The organism is Lactobacillus sp. C449L (genome assembly GCF_059900815.1).
The window spans coordinates 617,102-641,685 of sequence record NZ_JBWXGA010000001.1 but is presented as its reverse complement, the minus strand read 5'-3'; the positions used below and the strand labels follow the sequence as shown (position 1 = coordinate 641,685).

Here is a 24,584-nt window from a genome sequence, read left to right as displayed (position 1 = left end):
TCGTTCTGCGAGTTATTGAGTTAATCCAAGGTAAATTTGTTTTTTGATTAAGGCTAAATCAGTGGTTTTATTGCTAGAGTTAATGCCAAATATTTTGACTTGAACTACGTACAAAAAAATTGGACTAATAAAAATTCGTAAGAGTTGAATTGATGTCAGCTCAGAATTGATTTCGTCAAAACGCTCTTTTAAGTCGTCAAAATAAGCAAAAACACCATTTTTACCTGTAACCTCAGTTTTAATCAGGGCGATAATCTTATCATTCGTTAATAACTCTTGGATAAATAATTTTAGAAAATCAAAATTAATTAGTAAAAACTGTATGCGATCCTCAACTAAAAATGAAATCAATTTTTTTAAATCATGATAGTCATCCAGTTGCACGAAGAAACTATCTTTAATTTCAGTTAGCATTGGGCTTAATAATTTGGCCAATAAATCATCCTTAGATTTGAAGTATTTGTAAATTGTTCCTTCACTAACGCCAGCTTCATGAGCAATTTCTGCTGTTGTGGTCGCATGAAAGCCTTGCTTTGAAAATAGCTTCAAACCTGCTAATAAAACTTTCTTTTTACCAGAAGGAATCTCTTTGCTTTCAATTTCTCCTTGATAGCTTGCTAAAACTCTTACCATAACTTTATCTCCATTATTTAGTTTAAACTTTACGATACCGTTTCAAACCGACAATATTCAGGTACAACAATATTACCAAAAAAATCATTAAAGCTAAAATATCGCCAGTTATACTCGACAAGCCTTTGCCATACATCATGATTTTAGTTAGAGCATCGCCAGTATACGTTAGAGGTAAGATTTTTCCAATATATTGAACCCAATTTGCCATCGAATCAAGTGGAATAATGCCAGAAAAGAAGACTTGTGGCACGATAATTACGGGAATCAGTTGCATCATTTGAAATTCGGAACTTGCTAAAGTTGATAAAAGCAGTCCAAAAGCCAAAGCTACAATTGCCAAAAGGAAGCTAATTAGTATAACGTCAAAAATACTGCCGACTACCTCAATATTTAATAACCAAATTGTTGCGACTACAATTACAGTTGCCTGAGCAATTGAAATTAAACCATAGCCAATCATATAGCCAAAGACGATTTCACTGCGTTTAACAGGCGTTGCTAACAACCGATCTAAAGTTCCACTAGTACGTTCTTTTAATAAAGCCATACCAGAAATCAAGAAAACAAATAAAAAGACAAAGAAACCTAATAAGATTGGTACCATCTTTGCAAAGAAACCTGTGTCCTTATTACCGTATTGATAATGATTAACAATCTTGACTTTTTTAACCTTGGAACTTTGCTTTGGCTTAGACAGCTTCTGCGCAAGCATTGGATTTTCTTTAATTAGCTGGACTTGCACTTTTTGCAAACTGGTTAGTTTTCCAGTTAGTACCTGAAAGTTCTCTTTTGTCAAAGCTGCGTTTAAGGCCTGTTTGGTTATTGCAGTTTTACCGGAGTCAGTATTGGCGTATGTAACATCGTATTTATTTTCGTGATAATAAATTACCGCATCTACTTTATTCGTTCTCAGCTTTTTATCGGCTCGATTTTTGGACTTATAGCTTGTTACATCAATGCCATCAATTTTTGCTAACTTTTGGTTTACTGATTGAGTGACGTTAACGGTAGCTAGTGTTGCTTCTGATTTCGAATTAGCCGAAAACATTACATTCATTAACCACATGACCAGAATTGGAGCAAGAAACATCAAAGCTAGTGATCGTTTATCCCGAAATAATTCTGTCAAGACTTTTTTGGCAATAGCTAAAGTTCTCATCATTTTTGTTCCTCACTTTCTGCTTTTAAAAAGACTGATTCGATGTTGTCAACACCATATTGCTTTTCTAATTCTTTTGGTTTAGCAAATGCGATAATTTTACCTCCCAAAAGAAGTGCCACTCGATCGGTTAATTCAGCTTCATCCATAACGTGGGTGGTGATTAAAATGCTGCGCCCCTGATTACGAATTAATTTTAATTCCTGCCAAATTTTGCGCCGCAAAGAGGGGTCGATTCCTACTGTTGGCTCATCTAAAACCAATAAGTCAGGTTTACCAAGCAATGCAATTGCAAGTGATAAACGACGTTTCATCCCACCAGAATAATTACTTACTCGTTTGTTTAAGTCATTTTCTAATTCAACAACTTTAGCTGTATATTCAATTTCTGCGCTTAGTTCATTACCAAATACACCTTTCATATTGCCAAAAAACTCGAGATTCTCCTTGGCAGTTAATGTTTCATATAGTGCGTCGGACTGAGCCATGTACCCAATATCTCTGAGAATTAAACGATTGGGCATTTTGGTATTTAAAACAAGCGCTTCACCTTGACTGGCTTTTTCCATTCCGAGCATGGTCATTATTGTGGTAGATTTTCCAGCACCGGAAGGTCCAATTAATCCGACTATTTCCTTTGGTTTAACGTTTAAATTAATATCATCTAAAACCAGTTGTTTTCCATAAGACTTGTGTAAATGGTTTAGTTGAATTAGATTTTCCATATTTTCCTCCTTTTGGTGAGTGTACACTCACTTTGTATTTTAGTATTCTAGTGAGTACATACTCACTTGTCAAGGAAAAATATGAAAGTTAGTTTACGGTTTGTTATTTTGAACTTAATTTAGTAATATTTAAATAACAAAAGGGTGCTGTGATGAATACTGATAAATTAAATGATGCTGTGATATCGCAAATCTGGGCTGATAGTCACATTTAGTTTACAGAAAGGAAAAATCCGATGAAAACAGTAACTATTAACCATCATGAACTGCCATCTTTAGGAATTGGCACTTGGGAAATGGGTGATAATCCTAAAGCCCTAAATGAAGAAATCGAGGCTATTCAAGCGGGGTTGAATGCTGGCCTTAGGGTGATTGACACTGCAGAAATGTATGGCAACGGTCGCTCAGAAAACTTGGTAGGCGAAGCAATCAAACCCTTTAAACGAGATGACTTGTTTTTAATTTCAAAAGTTTTACCGCAAAATGCTTCTGTCAAGCGAATGCGTCAAAGCGTAGAAGCAAGTCTTGAACGTTTACAAACTGACTATTTAGACTTATATCTTTATCACTGGCGTGGAACTGTTCCTTTAACCGAAACAATCAGTATACTTCAGCAATTGCAAGAAGAAGGATATTTTCGCGCTTGGGGTGTTTCAAACTTTGACCTTGACGATATGGAGGAGCTTTGGCAGGTACCGGCAGGTCGCAATGTTGCAGTTAATGAGGACTTATATAATCTTGAAACAAGAGGAATCGAGTACAGTTTATTACCCTGGCAAAGAAAACACTTCATTCCGTTAATTGCTTATAGTCTCCTTGGTCGTGGGCCTAAAATGGGTACTGCGATGATGGACAATCCGGCTGTTTTACAGGTGGCTGAAAATCATGCCGCAACCGCTTATCAAGTTTTACTAGCGTGGGTGATGCAGCAGTCTGATGTGTTAGCAATTCCAAAAAGTAGTAGTGCAGCGCATGTTTTGTCAAACATCAAGGCGCTAGACCTTGAATTAACACCTAATGATCTACAGATATTGGAAAAAGCTTATCCCAAACCAACTAAAAAAGAACCTTTAGCTATATATTAATGAAAATGCGTTTGCTAGCTAATAGTTAAAAAATAGAAAAATCAGGGAAAAAAGCTTGAGTTATCTCAGGCTTTTTCTGTACTCTTATACTTAGTAAGAATTTGGGAAGTTAAATAATGAAAAATTTTTTATTTCGATTATATATGGACCTCATGAAATTTGGTGCCCATTTTACAAAAATGCAAAATAATAAAGTTGTAGTTTTAAATGGAGCTGGGCGCTCCGGCTCTAATGGATATTTATTTGCAAAGTATCTTAAAACTGAGCACCCAGAATATGAAGTAAGCGTGATTGAACCGTGGCCGTCTTCGCACTTGTCATTTGCTACTTGGCGTGAGATTGGTCGAGCTAAGTTTGTTTTAACTACGCACCAACCGTTTAAAATTCGTAAAAAGCAAGTCAATATACAATTTTGGCATGGGATTCCCCTTAAGCGTATGGGCATCATGGCTAAAAATACGAACCGCAAAACTGATCTTCGTAATGAGAATTTATGGCAAAACAACACCGACGTTGTAACTTCGACTTCTGATCTCTACGAGACTCTTATGAGTTCTTGCTGTGCAATTGAAACAAATAAGTATCAAAAGGTTGGTTTCCCGCGACTTGACAGTTTGCAGCATCCGGTAATTTCTAAAGAGCAACTTATGCAAGACTTTTTTAAAACTGCTGACGAACAAGCTCAAGTAGGGATATATTTACCAACATTTCGCTATGAAATAGAAGATAATCAAGCTATGATCCAGCTAAAAAACGGCAATTTTTTAACGGTGCCAGATTTTGATGCCGAGAAGTTAAATAGTGACTTAAAACAGCGACATCAATATCTGCTAGTTAAGCTGCATCCATATGAAACGCGTCTTTTTAACCACTTATCCAGTCAGTTTTCCAATATTGCTTTTCTCAATAATGATTATTTATTAGAACATGACTATGATTTATATGAACTGTTAGGAGATACAGACTTTCTGATTACTGACTTTTCATCAGTTTACTTTGACTATTTAAGCTTAAATAAACCAATCATTTTTATCACTAACTATTTAAAACAATACGAGAAAGCTCGTGGTCTGCTTATTGGTCCGTATGAGCAAGTTGTACCCGGTATTTGTGTGAAAAACCAAGAAGAGCTACAGACAGCTTTAGGCGGTCCAGATAATTATCATTCCCAAAGAAAGTACTGGCTTGATTTAACTAACCAAATTCAAGGACATTCTTATTGCGATGATGTTTTTACCTTAATGACAACGAAGTATTAGAGGGAAAATTGTGAAGAAAACATTTCTAAATATTTTATACAATGCGGTCTACCAAATTTTCCTTGTTTTGGTACCGCTAATCACGGTCCCCTACTTATCGAGAATTTTGGGACCGAAAACATATGGTATTTATAGTAACGTTAATAACATTGTCCAATTTTTAATGATTTTTTGTACCCTATCTGTTTCGTACATTGGCATGAGAACAATCTCGCAAACGCGTGCATTTGGCAGCCAAGCAGATTTAACAGAAGCCTTTTGGGGCTTATGGTATTTCCAAGCTTTAGCAGGTTTTGTAACGATTGTAATCGTAGTTTGCTTAACGAGCTTTTTTCACATTAAATATTGGAACTATCTTCTTTTGATGGTACCATACCTTATTTCAGCTCAGGTTGATATCTCTTGGTTTTTTCAAGGACTTGCTGATTTTGGTAGGGTAGTACTTAAAAATACTGCGGTGAAATTGGTATCAGTTGTCCTGATTTTACTTTGGGTAAAACAACCTAGTGACCTGTGGAAATATATGCTCATTATGTCAGTTTCTACAATGCTAGGCTCATTTGTATTTTGGTTAGATATTCGTCGCTATGTTGGTCGACCAGTAAGACACTTTTACCAATATAAGACAACTGTCAATGCGATTATTACTTTGCTTATTCCGCAAATTGCAACTCAAATTTATACCTCTTTAGATAAGCCAATTCTGGGTCTTTTTCAAAATTCAACTCAAGTGGCATATTATGACAATTCGCAAAGAATTTCTAATATGGTTTTGGGTATTGTAACTAGTATTTCCTTAGTAATTATGCCTAAAATGGCTGGTGAAGGTAAAAGAGAACAACGCGTGATTTTGAAAAAGTCGCTTGAAGCAACTGTAATGCTGGGGACCATGTTTGCAGTAATTATTATGGCTAACACCAAAGAATTTGTGCCATTCTTTTTCGGCAGCAAGTTTATTCCCATGACTCCGCTAATGTTCTTTTTTGCTTTGACTATTGTAATGATTCCAACTGGGGGCGTTTTTGCCAATCAGTTTGCACTTGCTAACCACCGCGACCGTGATTACGCAATACCAGTAATTATTGGTGCATTTTTAGAAGTGATTTTGAGCTATTTTTTGGATCGCTGGTACGGTGCAACTGGCGCGATGATAGCAATTTTAGTAACTGAGTTCATTGTATTGTTATTACGTCTGTGGATTGTTCGTGATGGCTATGATTTTAAGTATTCATTTAAAGAAATTCCCAAGTACTTAGTAATTTCTGCGATTGTTCTTGCGGCTGGGTTATTTATTCCGCAAATCGTCTCGTCTGCCTTTTTCAATATGGTACTAAAGTCAGCTATCATGTTTGTATTATATGTGGCACTGATGTTTTTAATGAAACTCGACTTTAACCAAGATATAATTATGCTGCTAAAAAAGTTTTTTACACGAGGTTAAATATGATTCCAAAAATTGTTCATTATGTGTGGGTTGGTGGCAATCCGAAACCCAATAATATTCAGCGCTGTATGAAGACTTGGGATAAGCACTTGCAGGACTATCAAATTATTGAATGGAATGAAAGTAATTTTGATATTCATGAAAATAAGTATGTCGAACAAGCTTATCAGGCGAAAAAGTGGGCATTTGTTTCAGACTACATTCGTGCTAAAGCTGTTTACGAGATGGGCGGTATCTATTTGGATACCGATGTCTTGGTTCTTGATAACTTAAGTAGTCTCCTTGAAAACCGTGCTTTTGTTGGCTTTGAAAATAAAGAAAATCCGTTTACGGCCACCTTTGGTGCGGAAAAAGGACATCCATTATTAAAAGATATGCTGGCATATTACGATGACCGAAACTTTACTTTTGATCAAAAAGATCAACTGGCAGGTGTCAATACGGTTTCGGTTTCCGATATTTTAAAAAATAAGTATGGTGCTAGGCCTAACAATCAAGAACAAGTGCTTAAAGAAGATATTCATGTGTATCCGGACGGCGTTTTGTGTAATCCGTCAGCTAATTCAAAAACAATTCACGTTTTTACCGGAACATGGATGGAAGGGGAAAAACCACTTAAACGTAAAGTTGTAACCGCACTTAAAGTTAGAATTAAAACACCCAAAGAAGCAGCGTTATATGCTAAGTTAATTAGGTAAAATGACCGAGCAAGAACTACAAAAATTGGTGGAAGCAATCTCTCTTGAGTATTTTAAAAAAACCTTTTTACATCAGGTAAAGATAAACCGCAGAATGCGAACAACAGGTGGTCGTTATCACTTAAGTGATCATCATCTTGAAATTAATGCTCATTTTTTAGCACCGCAGTATCGTAAAGAGCTAATTGGTGTTATCAAGCATGAATTAACGCACTACCATTTACATCTTACTATGCGTGGATACCGGCATCGCGATTCTGATTTTAAGGTTTTGCTAGCAAGAGTAGGCGGTAGCCGTTATGCTCCAGACATTGGATTGCAGCGTAAAAAGACTCCTAACTATGTTTATTCGTGTCAGAAATGCGATCGTACCTTTTATCGCGTTCGTCGCCTTAACTTGCAACAATATGTTTGTGGAAATTGTGGTGGCAGGTTAAAGCTGGTTTCAATGAGTCAGAAATAAAATAAAAACTGTTTGACAAGTTATTAGGTACCAAACTATAATTTTGATATAAATATTAGGTACCTAACAAATATATGAAGGGAAGGAGTCTTTATCATGAGTCAAGCAAGTGACAATTTAATGGATCAGCTTCATTTCATCATGCGAGCTAGTCGCTACTTTATGTTTGAAAATAAACAGCCTGTTTCTGGGCAAAAGCGTGTGTTAGCGGTTCTCAAGCTTGAGGATGGGTTAACCCAAAATTACTTAGCGGAAATCTTAGCGCTTAAGCCAGGTTCACTGGCCGAATTATTGAAAAAGATGGAAATCAAGGGCGAAATTAACCGTCAGACTGATGAGCAGGACAAACGCGTAAAACGCGTTTATTTGACTGAAGATGGGAAAAAAGCAGCTGCTCAGTTGGATGAACTACAGAAAAAGCATGACACTTCAGCCTTTTTTGCTGGTCTTGATACCAAAGAGCAAGCACAATTAAGCAAGTATCTTGAAAAAATCGCAAATGGTTGGAGCGACGACTTTAAGCAAGAAGCACAAAAATTCGTTGATCCTGCTTTCAGAATGAAAGTTTATTCTAAGTGGCGTAAATACGCTCAAGCGCATGATTACTCTGAAGAAGAGATTAAGGAAATGTGTCACAAAATGCATCGACAGCACCATCATCCTAGGTACTGGTCTGATCACCATCATGAGTACTTTAATAAAGATTATTGTGAATTTGATAAGAATAGTGAAGATGAGAGCGACTTTTGGCGCAAATTTTGGCATAATAAAGATGAAGAAATGTAATTAGAATATGATAAAGAGTTTTTCATTAATTGAAAAACTTTTTTATTTAGACTAAGAGGGAAAGCCGGTATTATTATGGCATTCAAGTCTCGAAAAGATGAGACTAAACCAGTCAAGCTAAGTGACTTTTTTCATCTACTAAAAGAATTAAACTTAAAAAAATCGTTATTCGTGTTAGGAATAGCTTTTAGCTTAATTACTAGTGTGACTAATTTAGCTTTACCACTTTTAACAAGAGATTTGGTAGACACCAGTCGCTGGGACAAGTTTAATTATTCTACTATGGTTATTATCATTGTGATTTTTATTGTCCAACTTGTTTTAGGTACGCTGGGCGGTTATGTTTTACGTTATTTTGGCGAAAATGTAGTGAAAAGTTTGCGTGAAAAACTGTGGAATCACTTGCTAACCCTGCCGATTTCCTATTTTGATGAGAAAAAAGCTGGCGAAACTAGTTCACGGTTAGTCAATGATACGGGTGTAATCAAGGACTTAATTGCTTCACAATTTCCTAATTTTATTACTGGAGCTATTCAGTTATTCTTTTCATTGATTATCCTCTTTGTAATGGACTGGCAAATGGCTTTATTAATGTTTACTATTGTGCCATTTGTAGTCTTAATTTTATTACCAGTTGGAAGAATCATGGCTCGACTTGGACGTAGACTACAGGGAGCTACCGCTGAATTTAATGGTGATGTTAGTGAAAAACTCTCAGAAGTTCGCCTCATTAAAGCAAGCAATGGCGAGAAGTTTGAACGTAAACGCGGTCAAAGTATGATTCAAAAAATCTTTGATATTGGGGTAATTGATGCTCGCGTGGAAGCGATCCTGCAACCAATTATGACCACCTTAATGATGGCAGCCTTTGCGGGAATTTTAGCTTTTGGCCTTATTCGTGTTGGTAAAGGGAGTTTGACCAGTGGATCACTAGTTGCTTTTCTCTTATATTTATTCAACGTTATCACACCAGTTGCTAATTTTGCGACCTTTTTCTCTCAAATTCAAAAAGCTTTGGGATCCACTGAACGAATTCAGGAAATTTTGCAAATTAAGCCGGAAAAGGGTTTGACCAACCAGAAAACGGACTTGACTAATAAAACTCTAACTGCTGAAAATTTGAGTTTTAGTTACGAGCCAAAAGAACCAGTTTTGCAGTCGGTTTCGTTCGTTTCAAAACCTAACTCGGTGATAGCTTTTGCTGGCCCTAGTGGCGGTGGTAAGTCAACAATTTTTGCCTTAGTTGAACGATTTTACCAACCTGATAATGGGAAAATCATGGTTGGTGATCAAAACATTAATGATATTGATTTAGAAAATTGGCGCTCGCAAATTGGTTATGTTTCGCAAAACAGTGCCATTTTTTCCGGTACTATTCGAGATAATTTAACGTATGGTCTGCCGCAAAGTCTGACAGATGAGGAACTTTGGCACGGATTATCGCTGGCTTATGCTGACAAATTTGTCCGTGAGTTCCCTAATCAGATGGAGACGGAAATTGGCGAGCGCGGTATCAAGTTATCCGGTGGTCAAAAGCAACGCCTTGCTATTGCTCGGGCTTTTTTACGTAATCCCAAGATACTGATGCTTGATGAAGCAACTGCTAGCTTAGATTCTGAGTCCGAAAGTAAAGTGCAACAAGCACTAGATAAGCTAATGGTTAACCGTACAACATTAGTGATTGCACATCGGCTAGCAACTATTGTCAATGCTGATCAAATTTACTTTATTGATCACGGCAAAGTGACGGGGCATGGCACGCACCATGAACTTATGAAAACTCATCCGTTATATGCCCGTTATGTCAATGAACAAATGGTCGACTAAGCTAGTAATAATTATTTTGGTATTTCATCGATAATGAACTTTAGCATCGCTATAAGCAATTAAAGATGCTCTTCAAGATACGCATTCACAGTTTATTGAGCTTGCACCGCTTGCCTACCTTTACCAAAATGGTACCGAAATTAGCCAAGTTGACATATCAAGGCAATCAAAAAGCAATGTAATGATCGTTTCCACAATTTTAAAAAATCTGGAAAAGCAAAATATAATTAAGCAACAAGTTTCATTTGAAAAAACCGTACTAAGACAACTGAATTAACTATTTAGAGTCTAGAGAAAGTTAATTACGCAACCCTTGCTGAACACTTGATCAACAGTTCTTTGCAGTTTTAGGAGGCAAGCAAGCTAAGTTGAGTATGACTTTATTGAATTTGTCCGTATATAAATAAAATAATAAGATAGTGACTTATTTAATCCAATACTTTTTTGTTTTAAATTAGCAACTTTTTGTAGTGACTTGGCTTTAATTCTCAACTAATTGTTTTAGAAAAAGTCTTGTGCTAGAACCAATTTTGGGTTATAGTATTGAATGTGCTGCGGGCATGGCGGAATTGGCAGACGCGCAAGACTAAGGATCTTGTGATCGCTTTTAGATCGTGGAAGTTCGAGTCTTCTTGCCCGCACTTATTCAATGGAGCTTCGGCTCCATTTTTTAATTGATTAAAAAGACATTCCGCGTTTGAAGAGTGTCTTTTTTATTTTAAAAATTAATTACATTACATAAATTCAGCTCGGAAGAGTTTATACTTAAAGATAGTAATCTAAAGAGTAAGGAATATTTTTATGGCAAAAAGACGTAGGGGCAAAAAACAATCTAATTTTGTTATTATACTGCGTACATTTATCATTTTATTTTTGTTAATTATCGCGTTTGCAGCGTTTAGATATTATCGGCGTCAGGCAATTTTGTCTGAGCAAACCAGACAAGAGCAGATTGCACGTGAAGAGGCTCGACAAAAAATTATTAGACAGCACAAGGCATTTATTAAAGAAATTGGACCAATTGCCCAAGAAGTTGACAAGGAATTTGATCTCTTGCCAAGCATTACAATTGCCCAAGCTTGTTTAGAAAGTGACTATGGAAAAAGTAGCCTTTCTCAAAAATACAACAATTTATTTGGGGTTAAGGGTAATAATCCAAATACTTCAGCCATTTTAACGACAAAGGAATATGAAAAGGGAAAATGGGTTGTTGTCAAAGCCCGTTTCCAAATTTACGATTCATATGAGGCATCAATTCGTGCTCACGCTCGGCTTTTTCAAAAAGGTACCACCTGGAATTCAGAGCAATACGAGCACGTTAAAGCAGCCAAAAATTATAAAAAACAAGCACGCGCACTGGTTCAAGATGGTTACGCAACTGATCCTAACTATGCCGATAAGTTAATTAAGTTAATTGAACAGTACGACTTAGATCGGTTTGATAAATAAAAGGCAAGTCACTCAGAATGTTGCCCTCATTTTTGGTACAATAATGTAGTTACAAAATTAAATTTGTGAAGGGAAATAGAATGAGCGAAGAATCAATATTAGCTGGATTAAATTCACAGCAAGCACAGGCCGTCAAGACAACTGAAGGTCCACTTTTGGTTGTTGCCGGTGCTGGCTCAGGAAAAACTTCGGTTTTAACCAGGCGCATTGCGTACTTAGTTGAAGAAAAAGGTGTTTTGCCCTGGAATATACTAGCCATCACGTTTACTAATAAAGCTGCTAGCGAAATGCGTGATCGGGAGCAGAAACTGCTTGGACCTAAAGCCAATGATATTTGGATGTCGACATTTCATGCCCTTTGTGTGCGAATATTACGCCGTGATTCCGAGCAAATTGGTTACGGACGTAATTTTTCAATTGCTGATTCTGCCGAGCAATTAACCCTTGTTAAACATATTGAAAAAGAGTTGAACATTAATCCTAAAATGTATGATCCGCGTGGGATTTTGTCAGCTATTTCAAATGCTAAAAATGATCTGTTAACGCCCACTGCATTTGAGGCTAGTGCTGCATCACCATTTGAAAAGATGGCGGCAAGTGTTTATCAAGAATACCAGAAGCGCTTAAAACATGATCAAATCATGGACTTTGATGATTTGATTATGCAAACCTTGGTTTTATTCAAACAAAATTCAGAAGTTTTACACTATTATCAAAATAAGTTTCGCTATCTACTGGTTGATGAATATCAAGACACAAATCAAGCTCAATATGAGCTTTGTCATGCATTAGCTGCCCAATATAAAAATATCTGTGTAGTTGGGGATGCCGATCAATCAATCTATGGTTGGCGCGGTGCTAACATGGAAAATATCATGAACTTTGAAAATGACTACAAGAAGGATGGTGTTCAAACTGTTAAGTTGGAACAAAATTACCGTTCAACTGGTCATATTTTAGCCACTGCAAATGCGGTAATTAAAAATAATCGTAATCGAAAAGCAAAAAGACTTTGGACCGATCAGGGCGAAGGTGAGAAAGTAACTTACTACCGAGCTCAGAGCGGGGATGACGAAGCGCATTTTATTATTTCAAAGATTCAAGAAGAAGTTGCTGATAATAAGCGTTCTTATCATGATTTTGCCGTTTTATATCGTACAAATGCGCAGTCAAGAACAGTCGAAGAAGCTTTCGTAAAATCAAACATTCCTTATCAAATTGTTGGTGGACACAAGTTCTATGATCGTAAAGAAATCATGGATATTATGGCCTATCTTAAATTAGTTGCTAATCCCAATGACTCAATGAGTTTTACCCGCATTATTAATACGCCTAAAAGAGGTTTAGGTGGAGTTAGTGTGACAAAATTCACCGATTTTGCTCAAGGAAATGAGCTATCATTGCTTGAAGCGTTTAATCACATTAATATGTCGGGAATTGCTTCTCGAGCAGCGACAAAATTAACTGATTTTGGTGCAAAATTAACTGATGCTATTGCTTACGCCAAGGATCATAGTGTGACAGGTTTAACTGAAAAGTTACTGCAAGATTTTGGTTATATTGATGCACTTAAAGCTGAAAAAACAATTGAGGCTGAAACTCGTCTCGAAAACTTAGACGAATTTTTATCTGTCACAAAGCGTTTTGATGATCAATATGAACCCGAAGACGATGATTCAGATGCGTTGAGCGACTTTTTAGCGGAAGTTTCTTTATTAAGCGATCAAGATGACTTGGCTAATAATGATGATCAGGTTGCTTTAATGACGCTACATGCGGCAAAAGGTCTTGAATTTCCAGTAGTCTTTTTGGTGGGTATGGAAGATGGACTATTTCCTTTATCACGTGCACTTTTAGAAGATGACCAGTTGGAAGAAGAACGCCGGTTAGCATACGTGGGCATTACGCGTGCTAAGCAGAAACTATTTTTGACTAATGCATACTCCCGAATGATGTATGGCCGAATGCAAAACAATCCTCCGTCAAGATTTTTGGAAGAAATTGAACTGACTGACCTTGATACTGAAAATTCAGTTCCCGAAAATGTTGCAAATGGCAATTTTCAAGTACAAACTGCGCCGTTTGCTAACGCTGATGAACGTGCTCGGGCCCAAGTTTATACGCCGAAAGTTAAACCTGCTGGTGCCGTTGGTGCTGAAAAGAAAGGCTGGAACGTTGGCGATCAAGTTGAGCATAAAGCGTGGGGACGCGGCGTTGTAGCTAAGGTCAGCGGTAAAGGCGAAGACATGGAGCTTGATATTGCCTTTCCAAATAAAGGAATCAAACGACTTCTGGCAGCCTTTGCTCCAATTAAAAAGGTATAATGAAATTGATAACCATAAAGTGATTTTTAATCAGGAGGAACGAAATGGCAGAAATAACTCTTGATGAAGCCAGAAAAGAAGTTGCTTCGCTTAGAGATAAGCTTGACGAATGGGCCAATGCGTATTATTCCAATGATGCCCCAGAAGTTGAAGATAATGTTTATGATCGAAACTATAGTCGCTTAGTCGAACTCGAACAGAAATTTCCGCAGTTAGTAACGCAGGATTCAATTACACAGCGAGTAGGTGGGAAAATCGATAGTGAGTTTGCAAAAGTTACTCATAAAGTACCGATGCTGTCGATGGGCGATGTTTTTTCTAAGCAAGAATTACGTGAGTTTGATGACCGTGTTCAAAAGCAAGTTGGTCATCCGGTAGACTATAATGTTGAGCTGAAAATTGACGGTTTGTCAATAAATCTTGAATACACCGATGGAAAATTAACGCGGGCTTCTACTCGCGGCAATGGTCAAGTTGGTGAGGACGTAACGCCGAATGCACGCTTCATCGCAGATATTCCGCAAACTTTGCCTGAAAGGCTGACAACAGAAGTTCGTGGTGAATGTTATATGGGAAAAGCGGCTTTTGCCAAGTTAAATAGCGAGCGAGATGAAAAAGGTGAGGCAGTTTTTGCTAATCCCCGCAACGCAGCGGCTGGTTCTTTGCGCCAACTAGACGCAAGTATTACCAAGCATCGTAACTTAAGTACTTTTATTTATACATGGGTCAACCCACCCGAGGAAATTACCAGTCAGCATCAAGCAGTTGAAAAGATGGCCGATTTAGGTTTTCACACTAATGAAACTGGGAAAAAACTGTCTAGTATGGATGATATTTTTGCCTTCATTGATGAGTACACTGCTAAGCGTGACTCACTTTCATACGGTATTGATGGGATTGTGCTTAAAGTAGATGAACTAAGTTTGCAAAGTGAACTGGGAAATACCGTCAAAATACCACGCTGGGAAATTGCGTATAAATTCCCACCGGAAGAGCAAGCAACAGTCGTACATGAAATCAAGTGGACTGTTGGTCGTACTGGCGTTGTAACGCCAACCGCAATCATGGATCCGGTTCAACTTGCGGGAACAACCGTCTCCCATGCTGTTCTGCATAACGCCGATTTGTTAAAACAAAAAGATGTCCGGATCGGCGACACCGTTATGCTGCACAAAGCAGGCGATATTATTCCAGAAATATCTGAAGTAGTTATGTCCAAACGTCCAAAAGACGCCAAGCCATATCCAATTCCAACTAAGTGTCCTTCATGTGGCGAAAAGCTGATCCACTTGCAAGAAGAAGTTGCATTGCGCTGTGTTAACCCATCTTGTCCAGCTCAAATTGAAGAAGGTATTACACATTTTGCTTCACGACCAGCAATGAACATTGACGGACTTGGTCCTAAAATTGTGCGGCAGTTGATTACTAACAAATTAGTACATAATATTGCTGACTTATATCAGTTGCAGTATGACGACTTAGCTCAGCTTGATCATTTTAAAGACAGGTCAATTAACAATTTGCTGACAGCAATTAATAATTCAAAAAGAAATTCCGTTGAATTGTTGTTAACGGGGCTTGGAATCGATCATGTTGGTGCGAAAGCAGCTCGTCTAATTGCGCAAAAGTTTAAAAATATGACAAAGATTATGCAAGCGGACGTGCAAGAAGTCGCTGCAATCGATACAATAGGAATGACAATTGCCGAATCGTTAACAACTTATTTTGCTCAAGACGAAGTAGTTGAATTAGTCGATCAGTTGCGAACAAGTGGCGTAAACATGGATTATCTTGGTGAAACTGCGGAGCAAGTTGCGGAAATTCCTGATAATTACTTCAAGAATAAAACTGTTGTTTTGACGGGAACACTATCTCATTTTACGCGTAGCGATTTTACCAAACGGCTTCAATCTCTGGGTGCGAAAGTAACTAGTTCAGTTTCTAGTAAAACTGACTATGTTATCTATGGCAAAGATGCTGGTTCAAAATACACTAAAGCGCAAAAACTGGGCGTACCGTTATTAACTGAGGAAGAAGCAGTTGCTCAAGTTAAATAAAGGAACAATTAAATTGAAGAAATACTTGCAGATTATGGCGGTTTTAGGAGCTTCATTATGTCTAACAGCTTGTGGAAACCTAAAAAACTCTAACTTGGCCAATAATGCTAAAACATCATCTAATAACAACACTAAAACTTTTCAAACTGCCGAAACTGGCAATAATGGTTACACCGTTTTATTAAAAAATGGTCATTATGTTACTAGTCAAATTACTGGTTTAACCGCAACAGGCAATGATAATTCGGTTGATACCAGAGAACTTGAACGTGGACTAGTCCAAATCTCTAAAGGTGTTTATTCACCTAATTCTTATGTTTTTCAAGAAGGTCAATATATCAATTCGACAGTTGCTAACGACTGGTTGAAAAGAAAGTCAAAGTCTAATCCGCTTGGTTTAAATCCAGTACTAGGTACTAAGGAAAAATATCAACCATACTATTTAGAGGAAATTCTTGAACAAGACTTTTTAACAGGGTCAGGATCAAACTATCGTATCGGTGGAATAAGTATTGGTTTAGCATTAAACTCGATTGATTATTATCAAAAGAAAAAAGACGGTCCGGAATACCAAATGGCTATCTCGCGGTCAAAACAAAAGCAATATGGGCAAAAAATTGCCCAAGAAGTTGTAGCCCGTTTGCGTAAAAAAAAGGCACTCAAAAATGTACCAATTACAATCGGTCTTTTTTCTAAAGAAAGTAAAGACTCCCTTGTTTCCGGAACTTACTTTTTGAGCGGGACAGCGAATGCTAATAGTAGTAGAATATCTAAATGGAAAACTATTAATACACAGACCGAAGTGTTGCCGACCATTAATAATAAAAAGGCAATCAATAGTAGCAATGCGTCGAGTTTTAACAGTTTTAAAGAATCAATTCAAAACTACTTCCCTAATATTAGTGGTGTTACGGCAACTTTGCGCTATGAAAATGGTAAATTAGTGCAAGAGAATATTTCAATCACTACCCAATTTTATGGGTATGAACAAATTCAAAGTTTTACGCGATTAGTGTTAGCAACAGCGAAGAAGTATTTAGCTAATGATGTTCCAATTGAAATTAAAATTGGTTCAGTAAACGACATTCAGGCGCTGGTTGCCAAAGAAACAAAAGACAGTAGTTATCAAGTCCATATTTATGGCGGTGAATAAGGAGGTATATGAGTGGAAATTACGGAAGAAACAATTAAGCACGTTGCAGCTTTGTCACGGCTTGAAATTAATGAAAAAGATATCAGTAAGGTTACTGAGCAAATGAGTTCAATTATCAACATGGCTGATCAGCTATCACAAGTAGATACTGAGGGCGTTGAGGAAACTGTTCAAGTTGTAGATCGCGACACAGTTTTTAGAGAGGATAAACCTGAACACTGGCAAGATCGGACTGAATTAATGAAAAATGTTCCTGAACAAGCTAACGGTTTTATCAAGGTTCCTGTGATTATTAATAAGGATGAGGACGAGTAATGAACTATTTAAATGAAGACATTGACTCATTAAATGAAAAGCTTGCCCAAGGAACTTTGTCAGCTGACAAATTGGCGCAAGATACTGTTGCTAATATTAAGAAAACTGATGGTAAGCTGAATGCTTGGATTACGGTTCAAGAAGATGCCAAGCCTGATCAGAATCTGGATTTTGCGAACAATAAACTGGCCGGTATTCCCATTGCTATCAAAGATAATATCATCACTAAAGATGTTAAAACAACTGCAGCTAGTCATATTTTGGATAACTATATTCCAGTTTATGATGCAACAGTTATTGAACGCTTAAAGAAAGCGCAAGCCACTTTTGTTGGTAAAACTAACATGGATGAATTTGCAATGGGTTCATCAACTGAGCACTCATACTTTGGCGCAACTCACAACCCATGGAACTTAGACAAGGTACCAGGTGGGTCATCTGGTGGTTCTGCAGCAGCAGTTGCTGCTGGACAAGTTGTTGCCGCACTAGGTTCTGATACTGGTGGCTCGATTCGTCAGCCATCTGCCTTTAACGGGATTTTTGGTATTAAACCAACTTATGGGCGTGTATCTCGTTGGGGTCTAATTGCATTTGCATCGTCTCTTGATGAAATCGGTGTGATGAGCAAACGTGCTAAAACTTCTGCTCAAGTATTAAATGCAATTGCTGGAGCGGATGATCATGACTCCACTTTATCGACTAGAGCTGTTCCTGACTTTACTGAATCAATTGGTAAAGACATTAAAGGAATGCGTGTTGCGGTTGTAAAGGAATATATGGCTGCCGTAGACGGCGAAATGCGTGAAACAATCCAAAAACAGATTGATACTTTAAAAGATGCTGGTGCAATTATTAATGAAGTCTCACTGCCACTGACTAAATATGTTGTTCCAGATTATTACATCATTGCTTCCAGTGAGGCATCATCTAACTTGCAAAGGTTTGATGGAATTCGCTACGGTTATCGTTCTGAAGATGCTAAAAACTTGCTTGATGTTTACGTTAAGTCTCGTTCTGAGGGCTTTGGTGAAGAAGTTCAGCGCCGGATTTTGCTTGGCTCATTTGCTTTGTCAGCTGGATCTTACGATCGTTTCTTCAGACAGGCTTCTAAGGTTAGAACTTTAATTTGCCAAGATTTTGATCGGATTTTTGTAGAAAATGATGTTATTGTTGGGCCAACAACTACTACGCCGGCGTTTGACATCGGTAGTGAAATATCTGATCCTATTAAAATGTACAACAATGATATTTTAACGATTTCTGCCAACTTAGCTGGCGTTCCATCAGCGAGTGTACCAGCTGGTCTAGTTGACGGTATGCCAGTCGGCTTGCAAATCATGGCTAAGCGTTTCGACGAAAGCAGTATTTTCCAAGTGGCTGACTTTATCGAGCGCAGCAACCGGTTTTATGAAAAAACACCAGCTGGAATGGAGGATTAATTGATGAATTTTAAATCAACGATTGGGTTCGAGGTTCACTTCGAGCTAAAAACAAAGAGTAAGATTTTTTCTCCTTCACCAGTAAGTTATGGTGCTAAGCCCAACACAGAAACAAATGTTATTGACTGGGGTATGCCAGGAGTTTTGCCTTATGTAAACAAGGATGTTTACCGCTTAGGTATTATGGTCGCTTTGGCAACACACTCCCATATTTTACCAACCACTCATTTTGATCGAAAGAACTATTACTATCCTGATAGTCCCAAAGCTTATCAGATTACACAGTTCTTCCAACCACTTGCTCGCGATGGTTATGTCGAAATAGAATCTCATGGTAAAAAGAAGCGTATTGGCATTCACGAAATGCACATCGAAGAGGATGCCGGCAAAAATACCCACGGAACCAACGGCTTTTCCTATGTTGACTTAAACCGTCAGGGAGTTCCGCTACTTGAAGTTGTTTCGGAACCTGAAATTGAAGATCCAGATGAAGGCTATGCTTACCTTGAAAAACTGCGTAAGATTGTGCAATTTACCGGAGCTTCTGACGTCAAGATGGAAGAGGGTTCAATGCGTGTTGACACCAACATCTCTATTCGTCCCGCTGGACAAAAAGAACTTGGTACTAAAGTTGAAATGAAGAACTTAAACTCATTTGAGCATGTCCGTAAGTCACTTGCTTATGAGGAAAAACGGCAGGCTCAAGTACTGCTTTCGGGTGGTCGAGTTCAAATCTCGACTCGTCGTTTTGACGAAGCAACCGGTAAAACTGTTTTAGAACGGGTCAAGGAAGGCGACGCTGATTATCGTTACTTCCCTGAACCTGATATTGCACCTGATCATATTAGTCAAGAATGGATTGACGAGATTGAGTCATCTTTGCCACGTTCGGCTGAAGAACGTTATGATCAATATGTTAACGAGTTTGGGTTAAAAGAATACGATGCTAATGTCCTTTTGCAAACTAAGGAAAGTTCTGACTTCTTTGATAAAACAGTCGCTGCCGGTGCAGATCCTCAACTTGCAGCTAACTGGATGAACACGCAAGTTAACGGTTATTTAAATGATAATCGTGTTGAACTGGCTGACATTAAGCTAACGCCAGAGAACTTAGCTGCAATGATTAAACTGATTAAAGACGGGACAATTTCATCTAAGATTGCCAAGAAGGTTTTTTCTGAAACAATTGCTAATGGCACTGATCCTCAAAAATATGTTGAGGATAAGGGCATGGTTCAATTATCTGATACCAGCGTATTGGCACCAATGGTTAAAGAAGTTGTTGACAACAACCCGCAATCCGTTGAAGACTTTAAGAATGGAAAAGACCGAGCAATTGGTTATCTTGTTGGTCAGATTATGAAACAAACTCGTGGTAAGGCCAACCCAAAGGTGATTAACCAACTTTTAAACCAAGAATTACAAAACCGTTAAAGTAAATTTAAATATAATAAGGTAGTAACTATGACTAACAAAGCAAGATTGATTTATAATCCTGTATCTGGTCACGAACAGATGCCTAAAAATGTCGCTGGTATTTTAGACATTTTGGAACAAGCTGGTTATGAGGCTAGTGCTTTTAAGACAACACCGGATGAACAGAGCGCGCAAAAAGAAGCTACTCGGGCTGCTAAAGAGGGTTTTGATCTGATTGTTGCCGCTGGTGGTGATGGCACAATCAATGAAGTGGTTAACGGTATTGCTTTTTTGGATGAAAGACCCAAAATGGCAATTATTCCAGCCGGCACAACTAATGACTATGCTCGGGCACTGCATATTCCACGTGATGATATTGAGGACGCAATTAAAGTTGTTCTTAATAATAAAACGCGCAAAATGGATATCGGTGAGGCGATTTTTGCTAACAAAAAGCAATATTTTGTTAATATTGCAGCTTGTGGTTCTTTGACAGAATTAACTTATGGAGTTCCTTCTGAAGTTAAATCGGCACTAGGCTATACGGCTTATCTAATTAAAGGAGCAGAAATGCTGCCACATTTGACTGAAAATGAAATGCGCCTAACTTATGATTCAGGTGTTTATGAAGGTAAACTGTCAATGCTGCTGTTGGGAATGACTAATTCAATTGGTGGCTTTGAGCAAATTATGCCTGATGCTGAACTTAGTGATGGCTTGTTCCAGTTAATCGTTGTAAAACCAGCTGATCCAGTTAAATTGTTGAAGCTCTTGGCATTAGCATTGAATGGTAAACATGTTGATGACCCAGATATTATCTATACCAAAACTAGTAGTTTGAAGATTGATTTAGTTGGTAAGAGTGCTGGTACAAAATTACCAGTCAATTTGGACGGTGAAATTGGCGATTATTGTCCAGTTACTATTAATAATTTACAACAACGCATTGAATTTTTTGTTGGTGAATAATTAAAATCAAAAAAAGGAGCAATTACTTCTACGAGTAATTACTCCTTTTTGTTTGTCGCTATTACAGTTAATTTTTCTGACCGGTTACTTCCATATAAAACCAATAATATTGGTATTCAATTTCAACTTTATGTCATTTTTAATTATGATTTACTCAAAAAGGTAAAAATCTTTGCAAGAACCAACTCAAATCCTTGAACGTTTTTCCGAACTAAAATTTGCTAGGTAAGGGTAAATTATTTGTTTGAAGATGGTACTTAGTAATAAAATGCAATTAAAGTTAGTTTATTACTAAAATCATATAAAAAGCCGAGGCAAGAAAAATGGATAAATGGCAAGAAGAGTGGGCTTATAACAAATATTGGGTGATGGCTCGTTCCCAACAGTATTACGAGCAGATCAGACTGCTAGCCAAAGACAACGAATGGTCAACCGCAAAAAATGCTGAATTTGAGAAATTATTGGCAAAAGCTGCCAATGAGCCGCCAACAGTTAAAACGCTAACTAATGCTTACCAGCATGTCTGGGGTTATTTTAAGAAAATTGCAACGACTGAAGGAAAACAAACTTATTTACGTTTGTTGCAAGAATTATCACCGCAAACTGATAAATTAGGGCCGTTTTTAAGCCATTTAACTGAAAAGTATCAAGTTACTTATTTATTAAACTCACGTTTACTTCAGGAGTGTAATGAAAAACCATGAGATTATGGCATCAAGATTTAATTTGGCAATTGCCACGCCAACAATTATTAGGACAGCATCGTGAAATTACCGCTTTACGTGGACGTGGTTGGGGCAAGCCTCATGCCACCGTTAATTATGTTTTCCAATATTCGGCTTATAAATTGTATCAATATCATTTGCTGGTATTAGCGGAAATGGAACGACGCCATTATCACCCGAATGTTAATTGGTTTGATCCATACTATCGCGGACAATATTGTCCTAAGTATGAAAATTTAGCAGCTATCCCTTGGGCTAATCCCATTTATCCCGAACATGACGCTACTTATTTACAAAGTTGCTTGGATAATTTGTCCCAAAAAGGAATTATTTTAAAGTAGGCTAGGATTTATAAAAAAGGTAAATTTACTAGCGTGTGCGTTTTTACAAAGATAACTACTTAAGTCATACGCGAAATAATAAAAAAAGATGAACATTCTTGTTCATCTTTTTAGCTAAATTTGGCAATGTCAATGCTTTTTTGGGTTAAGTGTCAATTTAGTCGTTCAATGTCTTCTTTAGGATTTACTTTAAATTCCCGGTAATCAGTTTCGGCTTCAAGCTCTGGGGTTAGTTGAACACATCGGATGCGCTGATTACCATAAGTTGAGTAATAATAAGTCTTTGATTCAGCACAAATATAAGCACCATAACAAGTGAAATCAAGGGTCTTATCCGGTGTCACAACGATGCCACGCGGAATGCTGACTGATTCCAAGATATGGTGAGCTAAACTAACCGCAGACAACTCGTCTTTTGGCTGTTCAGCATTGTTTTTCATAAAGGCAGTCCGAACAAAACGTGAAGTTGGAGTATAGTCACCTGGCAAGCCAAAGGTTCCAGAACCTTGACTAAATGGCATCAAGGTTTTATTGATAAATTCAACGTTTTCATGTTGATTAGGAGATACTACAAGATAGTTGCGCAAGTTCGTTTCATGCCAGTGGTAATCTGGACTGTTAGTCATTACACCGATTGAGTCTTCAATCACGTGTACACCATCTGTTTGAGGCTCAACAATCAAGCTGTCGCCAGTTGTATCGGAAAAAATAAAGTGTAATGGCGGAATAACTTTCAAAGTTGGGTTACCTTCGCTAACAATGGTCAGTTTTTTAGCAAACAATTCTTTAACTTCTTCAAGGTTTGCAGCTTGAGCTAACACAGCCGAAATAACCTTATCAGGAGAAACAGCAAAAGTATCTCCTGCTGGCTTTTCTTCGTAGCTTGCATAACCAGGGAAATACAAAACTGCCCCCGTTACACCCGCATCGTTGACGCCGTCACAGGTAATTGGAGCATCATCGAGTTCTTGAATACTACCCATACCAATAAAAGAGTGTTTACTCGTAAATTCTTGTTTAACATTGTAAGAAATAGAAAAAGCCTTGTTTTTAGGAACAAAAACAACTTGTTCTGCCATTTCAATCATGAAATCCATCGTTCGTGATAAAAAGTGTTTTTTATCTTTAGTTTCCATTGTAAAACTGCTACAACCAATCATGTTAGTACCTCCACTCGCTTGAGTAAAAAATGTTTATATATATGATAAAAAGTATAAGTGGGTTTGTAGCATATTTCAAGCTATTTTTGATAAAAATATTAAATGATGAGTATTAATTTAAAGAGCATTTAACTAATAAAAATAAAACATTTAGCAATTAAGTGAATAAATAAGCTATGACTAAAAAGCAAAAATTAAATAAATTTATAATTTTATTGCAAGAAAAACCCCGCTTTTGGATTAGACGTTGCTAATCAAAAGCAGGGGAATTTCGCTTAACTATCTGGTTTTAATTATTATTGCTACCTGTACCACCGAAAATTTCCAGTAAAAACATAAAAATGTTCACAAAATCAAGGTAGAGCTGTAAAGCGCCTAAAACGGCCAAACCGTTAGTTGATACTTGATCACCATAGTTATTGTAAATAACTTTCATTTTGTTGGCATCGCTGGCAACTAGACCAGTAAAGATGATTACACCAATAAATGAAAAGACATAGGTTATAGTTGGGTTATTCATAAACATGTTGACAATCCAGGCAACTAAAAAGCCCAGTAGTGCTGCACTTAAATATGAATTCCAATTAGACAAGTCTCTCTTAGTAAAGGTTCCAAACAAGGCCATCGCAATGAAAACAGCGGCTGAGGAAATAAAAGCGGTCGTAATTTGTGTGCCAGTGTAAAAACCAGCAATCAGAGCAAATTCAAAACCATAAATCGCTGCTAAGATGCCAAGCATGACTAAACTAGCTACTGGACTTCTGTCAGCTCGGAAACTAATACCCATTGATAGTCCAAACGGAACTAACAAAATGAGCCACATAATGCTAACTGGCATATTCATAACTGCTGACCTAAAAACAGTCATGGTTAAATAGGCCATCAAAGCTGAGACAAGCACAGCTCCACCCATTAAAGCGTACATTTTTGTTAAAAAACTGTTCGTCTCCGAAATGGTGTGGATTTGTCGTCTATCTGAATCAAAATTATTCATAAAAACGTCCTTTCTGTTGATATGATTAGTAATAAAACTAACACATCTAAAGCCAAGTGTGAAGAATAATACGTGAAATTAAATCAAAGTTAAGAATAGTTTGCACAGTTACTTTTACCGTTGTTTTTAGTAAAATAGATATGTTAACTAATTGTTTGTA

Annotated in this window: 22 protein-coding genes and 1 tRNA gene; 18 read left to right on the top strand and 5 right to left on the bottom strand. The window is 37.4% G+C overall.

The window, feature by feature from the left end; genetic code table 11:
• Window positions 1–12 precede the first annotated feature (12 nt).
• The 3 genes from AC2JF9_RS03025 to AC2JF9_RS03015 are packed head-to-tail and all read right to left on the bottom strand — an operon-like array spanning window position 13 to window position 2,520.
• Window positions 13–633 carry a TetR/AcrR family transcriptional regulator gene (locus tag AC2JF9_RS03025; RefSeq protein ID WP_500725332.1) on the bottom strand — a complete coding sequence of 207 codons (621 nt, stop codon included), beginning with the start codon at window positions 631–633 and terminating at the stop codon, window positions 13–15.
• A gap of 22 nt (window positions 634–655) precedes the next feature.
• On the bottom strand, window positions 656–1,795 hold the full coding sequence (locus tag AC2JF9_RS03020; protein WP_500725394.1) for an ABC transporter permease: 1,140 nt from the start codon (window positions 1,793–1,795) through the stop codon (window positions 656–658).
• On the bottom strand, window positions 1,795–2,520 hold the full coding sequence (locus AC2JF9_RS03015; protein ID WP_500725331.1) for an ABC transporter ATP-binding protein: 726 nt from the start codon (window positions 2,518–2,520) through the stop codon (window positions 1,795–1,797). The genes AC2JF9_RS03020 and AC2JF9_RS03015 overlap by 1 nt, the downstream gene beginning before the upstream one ends.
• Before the next feature lie 236 nt (window positions 2,521–2,756).
• Here AC2JF9_RS03015 and AC2JF9_RS03010 point away from each other — a divergent pair, with 236 nt between their 5' ends.
• The 18 genes from AC2JF9_RS03010 (at window position 2,757) to AC2JF9_RS02925 (ending at window position 22,270) form a co-directional block, all read left to right on the top strand.
• On the top strand, window positions 2,757–3,605 hold the full coding sequence (locus AC2JF9_RS03010) for an aldo/keto reductase (protein WP_500725330.1): 849 nt from the start codon (window positions 2,757–2,759) through the stop codon (window positions 3,603–3,605).
• Between the two features lie 116 nt (window positions 3,606–3,721).
• On the top strand, window positions 3,722–4,864 hold the full coding sequence (locus tag AC2JF9_RS03005) for a CDP-glycerol glycerophosphotransferase family protein (RefSeq protein ID WP_500725329.1): 1,143 nt from the start codon (window positions 3,722–3,724) through the stop codon (window positions 4,862–4,864).
• A 10-nt stretch (window positions 4,865–4,874) separates the two neighbouring features.
• Window positions 4,875–6,305 carry an oligosaccharide flippase family protein gene (locus tag AC2JF9_RS03000; protein WP_500725328.1) on the top strand — a complete coding sequence of 477 codons (1,431 nt, stop codon included), beginning with the start codon at window positions 4,875–4,877 and terminating at the stop codon, window positions 6,303–6,305.
• Between the two features lie 2 nt (window positions 6,306–6,307).
• A complete protein-coding gene (locus tag AC2JF9_RS02995; RefSeq protein WP_500725327.1) occupies window positions 6,308–7,006 on the top strand; it encodes a glycosyltransferase family 32 protein in 699 nt (232 codons plus the stop codon).
• A gap of 1 nt (window position 7,007) precedes the next feature.
• A complete protein-coding gene (locus tag AC2JF9_RS02990) occupies window positions 7,008–7,469 on the top strand; it encodes a SprT family protein (protein ID WP_500725326.1) in 462 nt (153 codons plus the stop codon).
• A gap of 96 nt (window positions 7,470–7,565) precedes the next feature.
• Window positions 7,566–8,255, top strand: a complete 690-nt coding sequence (locus tag AC2JF9_RS02985; protein WP_500725325.1) for a MarR family winged helix-turn-helix transcriptional regulator — start codon at window positions 7,566–7,568, stop codon at window positions 8,253–8,255.
• A 75-nt stretch (window positions 8,256–8,330) separates the two neighbouring features.
• Window positions 8,331–10,082 carry an ABC transporter ATP-binding protein gene (locus AC2JF9_RS02980; RefSeq protein WP_500725324.1) on the top strand — a complete coding sequence of 584 codons (1,752 nt, stop codon included), beginning with the start codon at window positions 8,331–8,333 and terminating at the stop codon, window positions 10,080–10,082.
• 554 nt (window positions 10,083–10,636) lie between these two features.
• Window positions 10,637–10,723 (top strand) — tRNA-Leu (locus AC2JF9_RS02975).
• Between the two features lie 160 nt (window positions 10,724–10,883).
• Window positions 10,884–11,531 carry a glycoside hydrolase family 73 protein gene (locus AC2JF9_RS02970; RefSeq protein WP_500725323.1) on the top strand — a complete coding sequence of 216 codons (648 nt, stop codon included), beginning with the start codon at window positions 10,884–10,886 and terminating at the stop codon, window positions 11,529–11,531.
• Between the two features lie 80 nt (window positions 11,532–11,611).
• The gene (gene pcrA, locus AC2JF9_RS02965; RefSeq protein ID WP_500725322.1) at window positions 11,612–13,855 is read left to right on the top strand and encodes a DNA helicase PcrA; all 2,244 of its coding nucleotides are present in this window, start codon (window positions 11,612–11,614) and stop codon (window positions 13,853–13,855) included.
• 44 nt (window positions 13,856–13,899) lie between these two features.
• Entirely contained in the window at window positions 13,900–15,912 is a 2,013-nt protein-coding gene (gene ligA / locus AC2JF9_RS02960) for an NAD-dependent DNA ligase LigA (protein WP_500725321.1), read from the top strand.
• A gap of 13 nt (window positions 15,913–15,925) precedes the next feature.
• Window positions 15,926–17,065, top strand: coding sequence for a CamS family sex pheromone protein (locus AC2JF9_RS02955; RefSeq protein ID WP_500725393.1), 1,140 nt, complete (start codon window positions 15,926–15,928; stop codon window positions 17,063–17,065).
• 12 nt (window positions 17,066–17,077) lie between these two features.
• Window positions 17,078–17,380 carry an Asp-tRNA(Asn)/Glu-tRNA(Gln) amidotransferase subunit GatC gene (gatC, locus tag AC2JF9_RS02950; RefSeq protein WP_500725320.1) on the top strand — a complete coding sequence of 101 codons (303 nt, stop codon included), beginning with the start codon at window positions 17,078–17,080 and terminating at the stop codon, window positions 17,378–17,380.
• Window positions 17,380–18,819: an Asp-tRNA(Asn)/Glu-tRNA(Gln) amidotransferase subunit GatA gene (gatA, locus tag AC2JF9_RS02945; RefSeq protein WP_500725319.1), complete on the top strand. Its 1,440-nt coding sequence runs from the start codon at window positions 17,380–17,382 to the stop codon at window positions 18,817–18,819. Before gatC ends, gatA begins: the two co-directional genes overlap by 1 nt.
• A gap of 3 nt (window positions 18,820–18,822) precedes the next feature.
• Window positions 18,823–20,253, top strand: a complete 1,431-nt coding sequence (gene gatB / locus AC2JF9_RS02940; RefSeq protein WP_500725318.1) for an Asp-tRNA(Asn)/Glu-tRNA(Gln) amidotransferase subunit GatB — start codon at window positions 18,823–18,825, stop codon at window positions 20,251–20,253.
• A 30-nt stretch (window positions 20,254–20,283) separates the two neighbouring features.
• Window positions 20,284–21,204: a diacylglycerol kinase gene (locus AC2JF9_RS02935; RefSeq protein WP_500725317.1), complete on the top strand. Its 921-nt coding sequence runs from the start codon at window positions 20,284–20,286 to the stop codon at window positions 21,202–21,204.
• A 323-nt stretch (window positions 21,205–21,527) separates the two neighbouring features.
• On the top strand, window positions 21,528–21,908 hold the full coding sequence (locus tag AC2JF9_RS02930; protein ID WP_500725316.1) for a YbgA family protein: 381 nt from the start codon (window positions 21,528–21,530) through the stop codon (window positions 21,906–21,908).
• Window positions 21,905–22,270: a TIGR02328 family protein gene (locus AC2JF9_RS02925; RefSeq protein WP_500725315.1), complete on the top strand. Its 366-nt coding sequence runs from the start codon at window positions 21,905–21,907 to the stop codon at window positions 22,268–22,270. The genes AC2JF9_RS02930 and AC2JF9_RS02925 overlap by 4 nt, the downstream gene beginning before the upstream one ends.
• Before the next feature lie 152 nt (window positions 22,271–22,422).
• Here AC2JF9_RS02925 and AC2JF9_RS02920 read toward each other — a convergent pair whose 3' ends face one another.
• Together AC2JF9_RS02920 and AC2JF9_RS02915 are read right to left on the bottom strand one after the other, a co-directional pair.
• Window positions 22,423–23,430 carry a choloylglycine hydrolase family protein gene (locus AC2JF9_RS02920; protein ID WP_500725314.1) on the bottom strand — a complete coding sequence of 336 codons (1,008 nt, stop codon included), beginning with the start codon at window positions 23,428–23,430 and terminating at the stop codon, window positions 22,423–22,425.
• Window positions 23,431–23,719: 289 nt separating this feature from the next.
• A complete protein-coding gene (locus AC2JF9_RS02915) occupies window positions 23,720–24,424 on the bottom strand; it encodes a Bax inhibitor-1/YccA family protein (protein ID WP_500725312.1) in 705 nt (234 codons plus the stop codon).
• Window positions 24,425–24,584 lie beyond the last annotated feature (160 nt).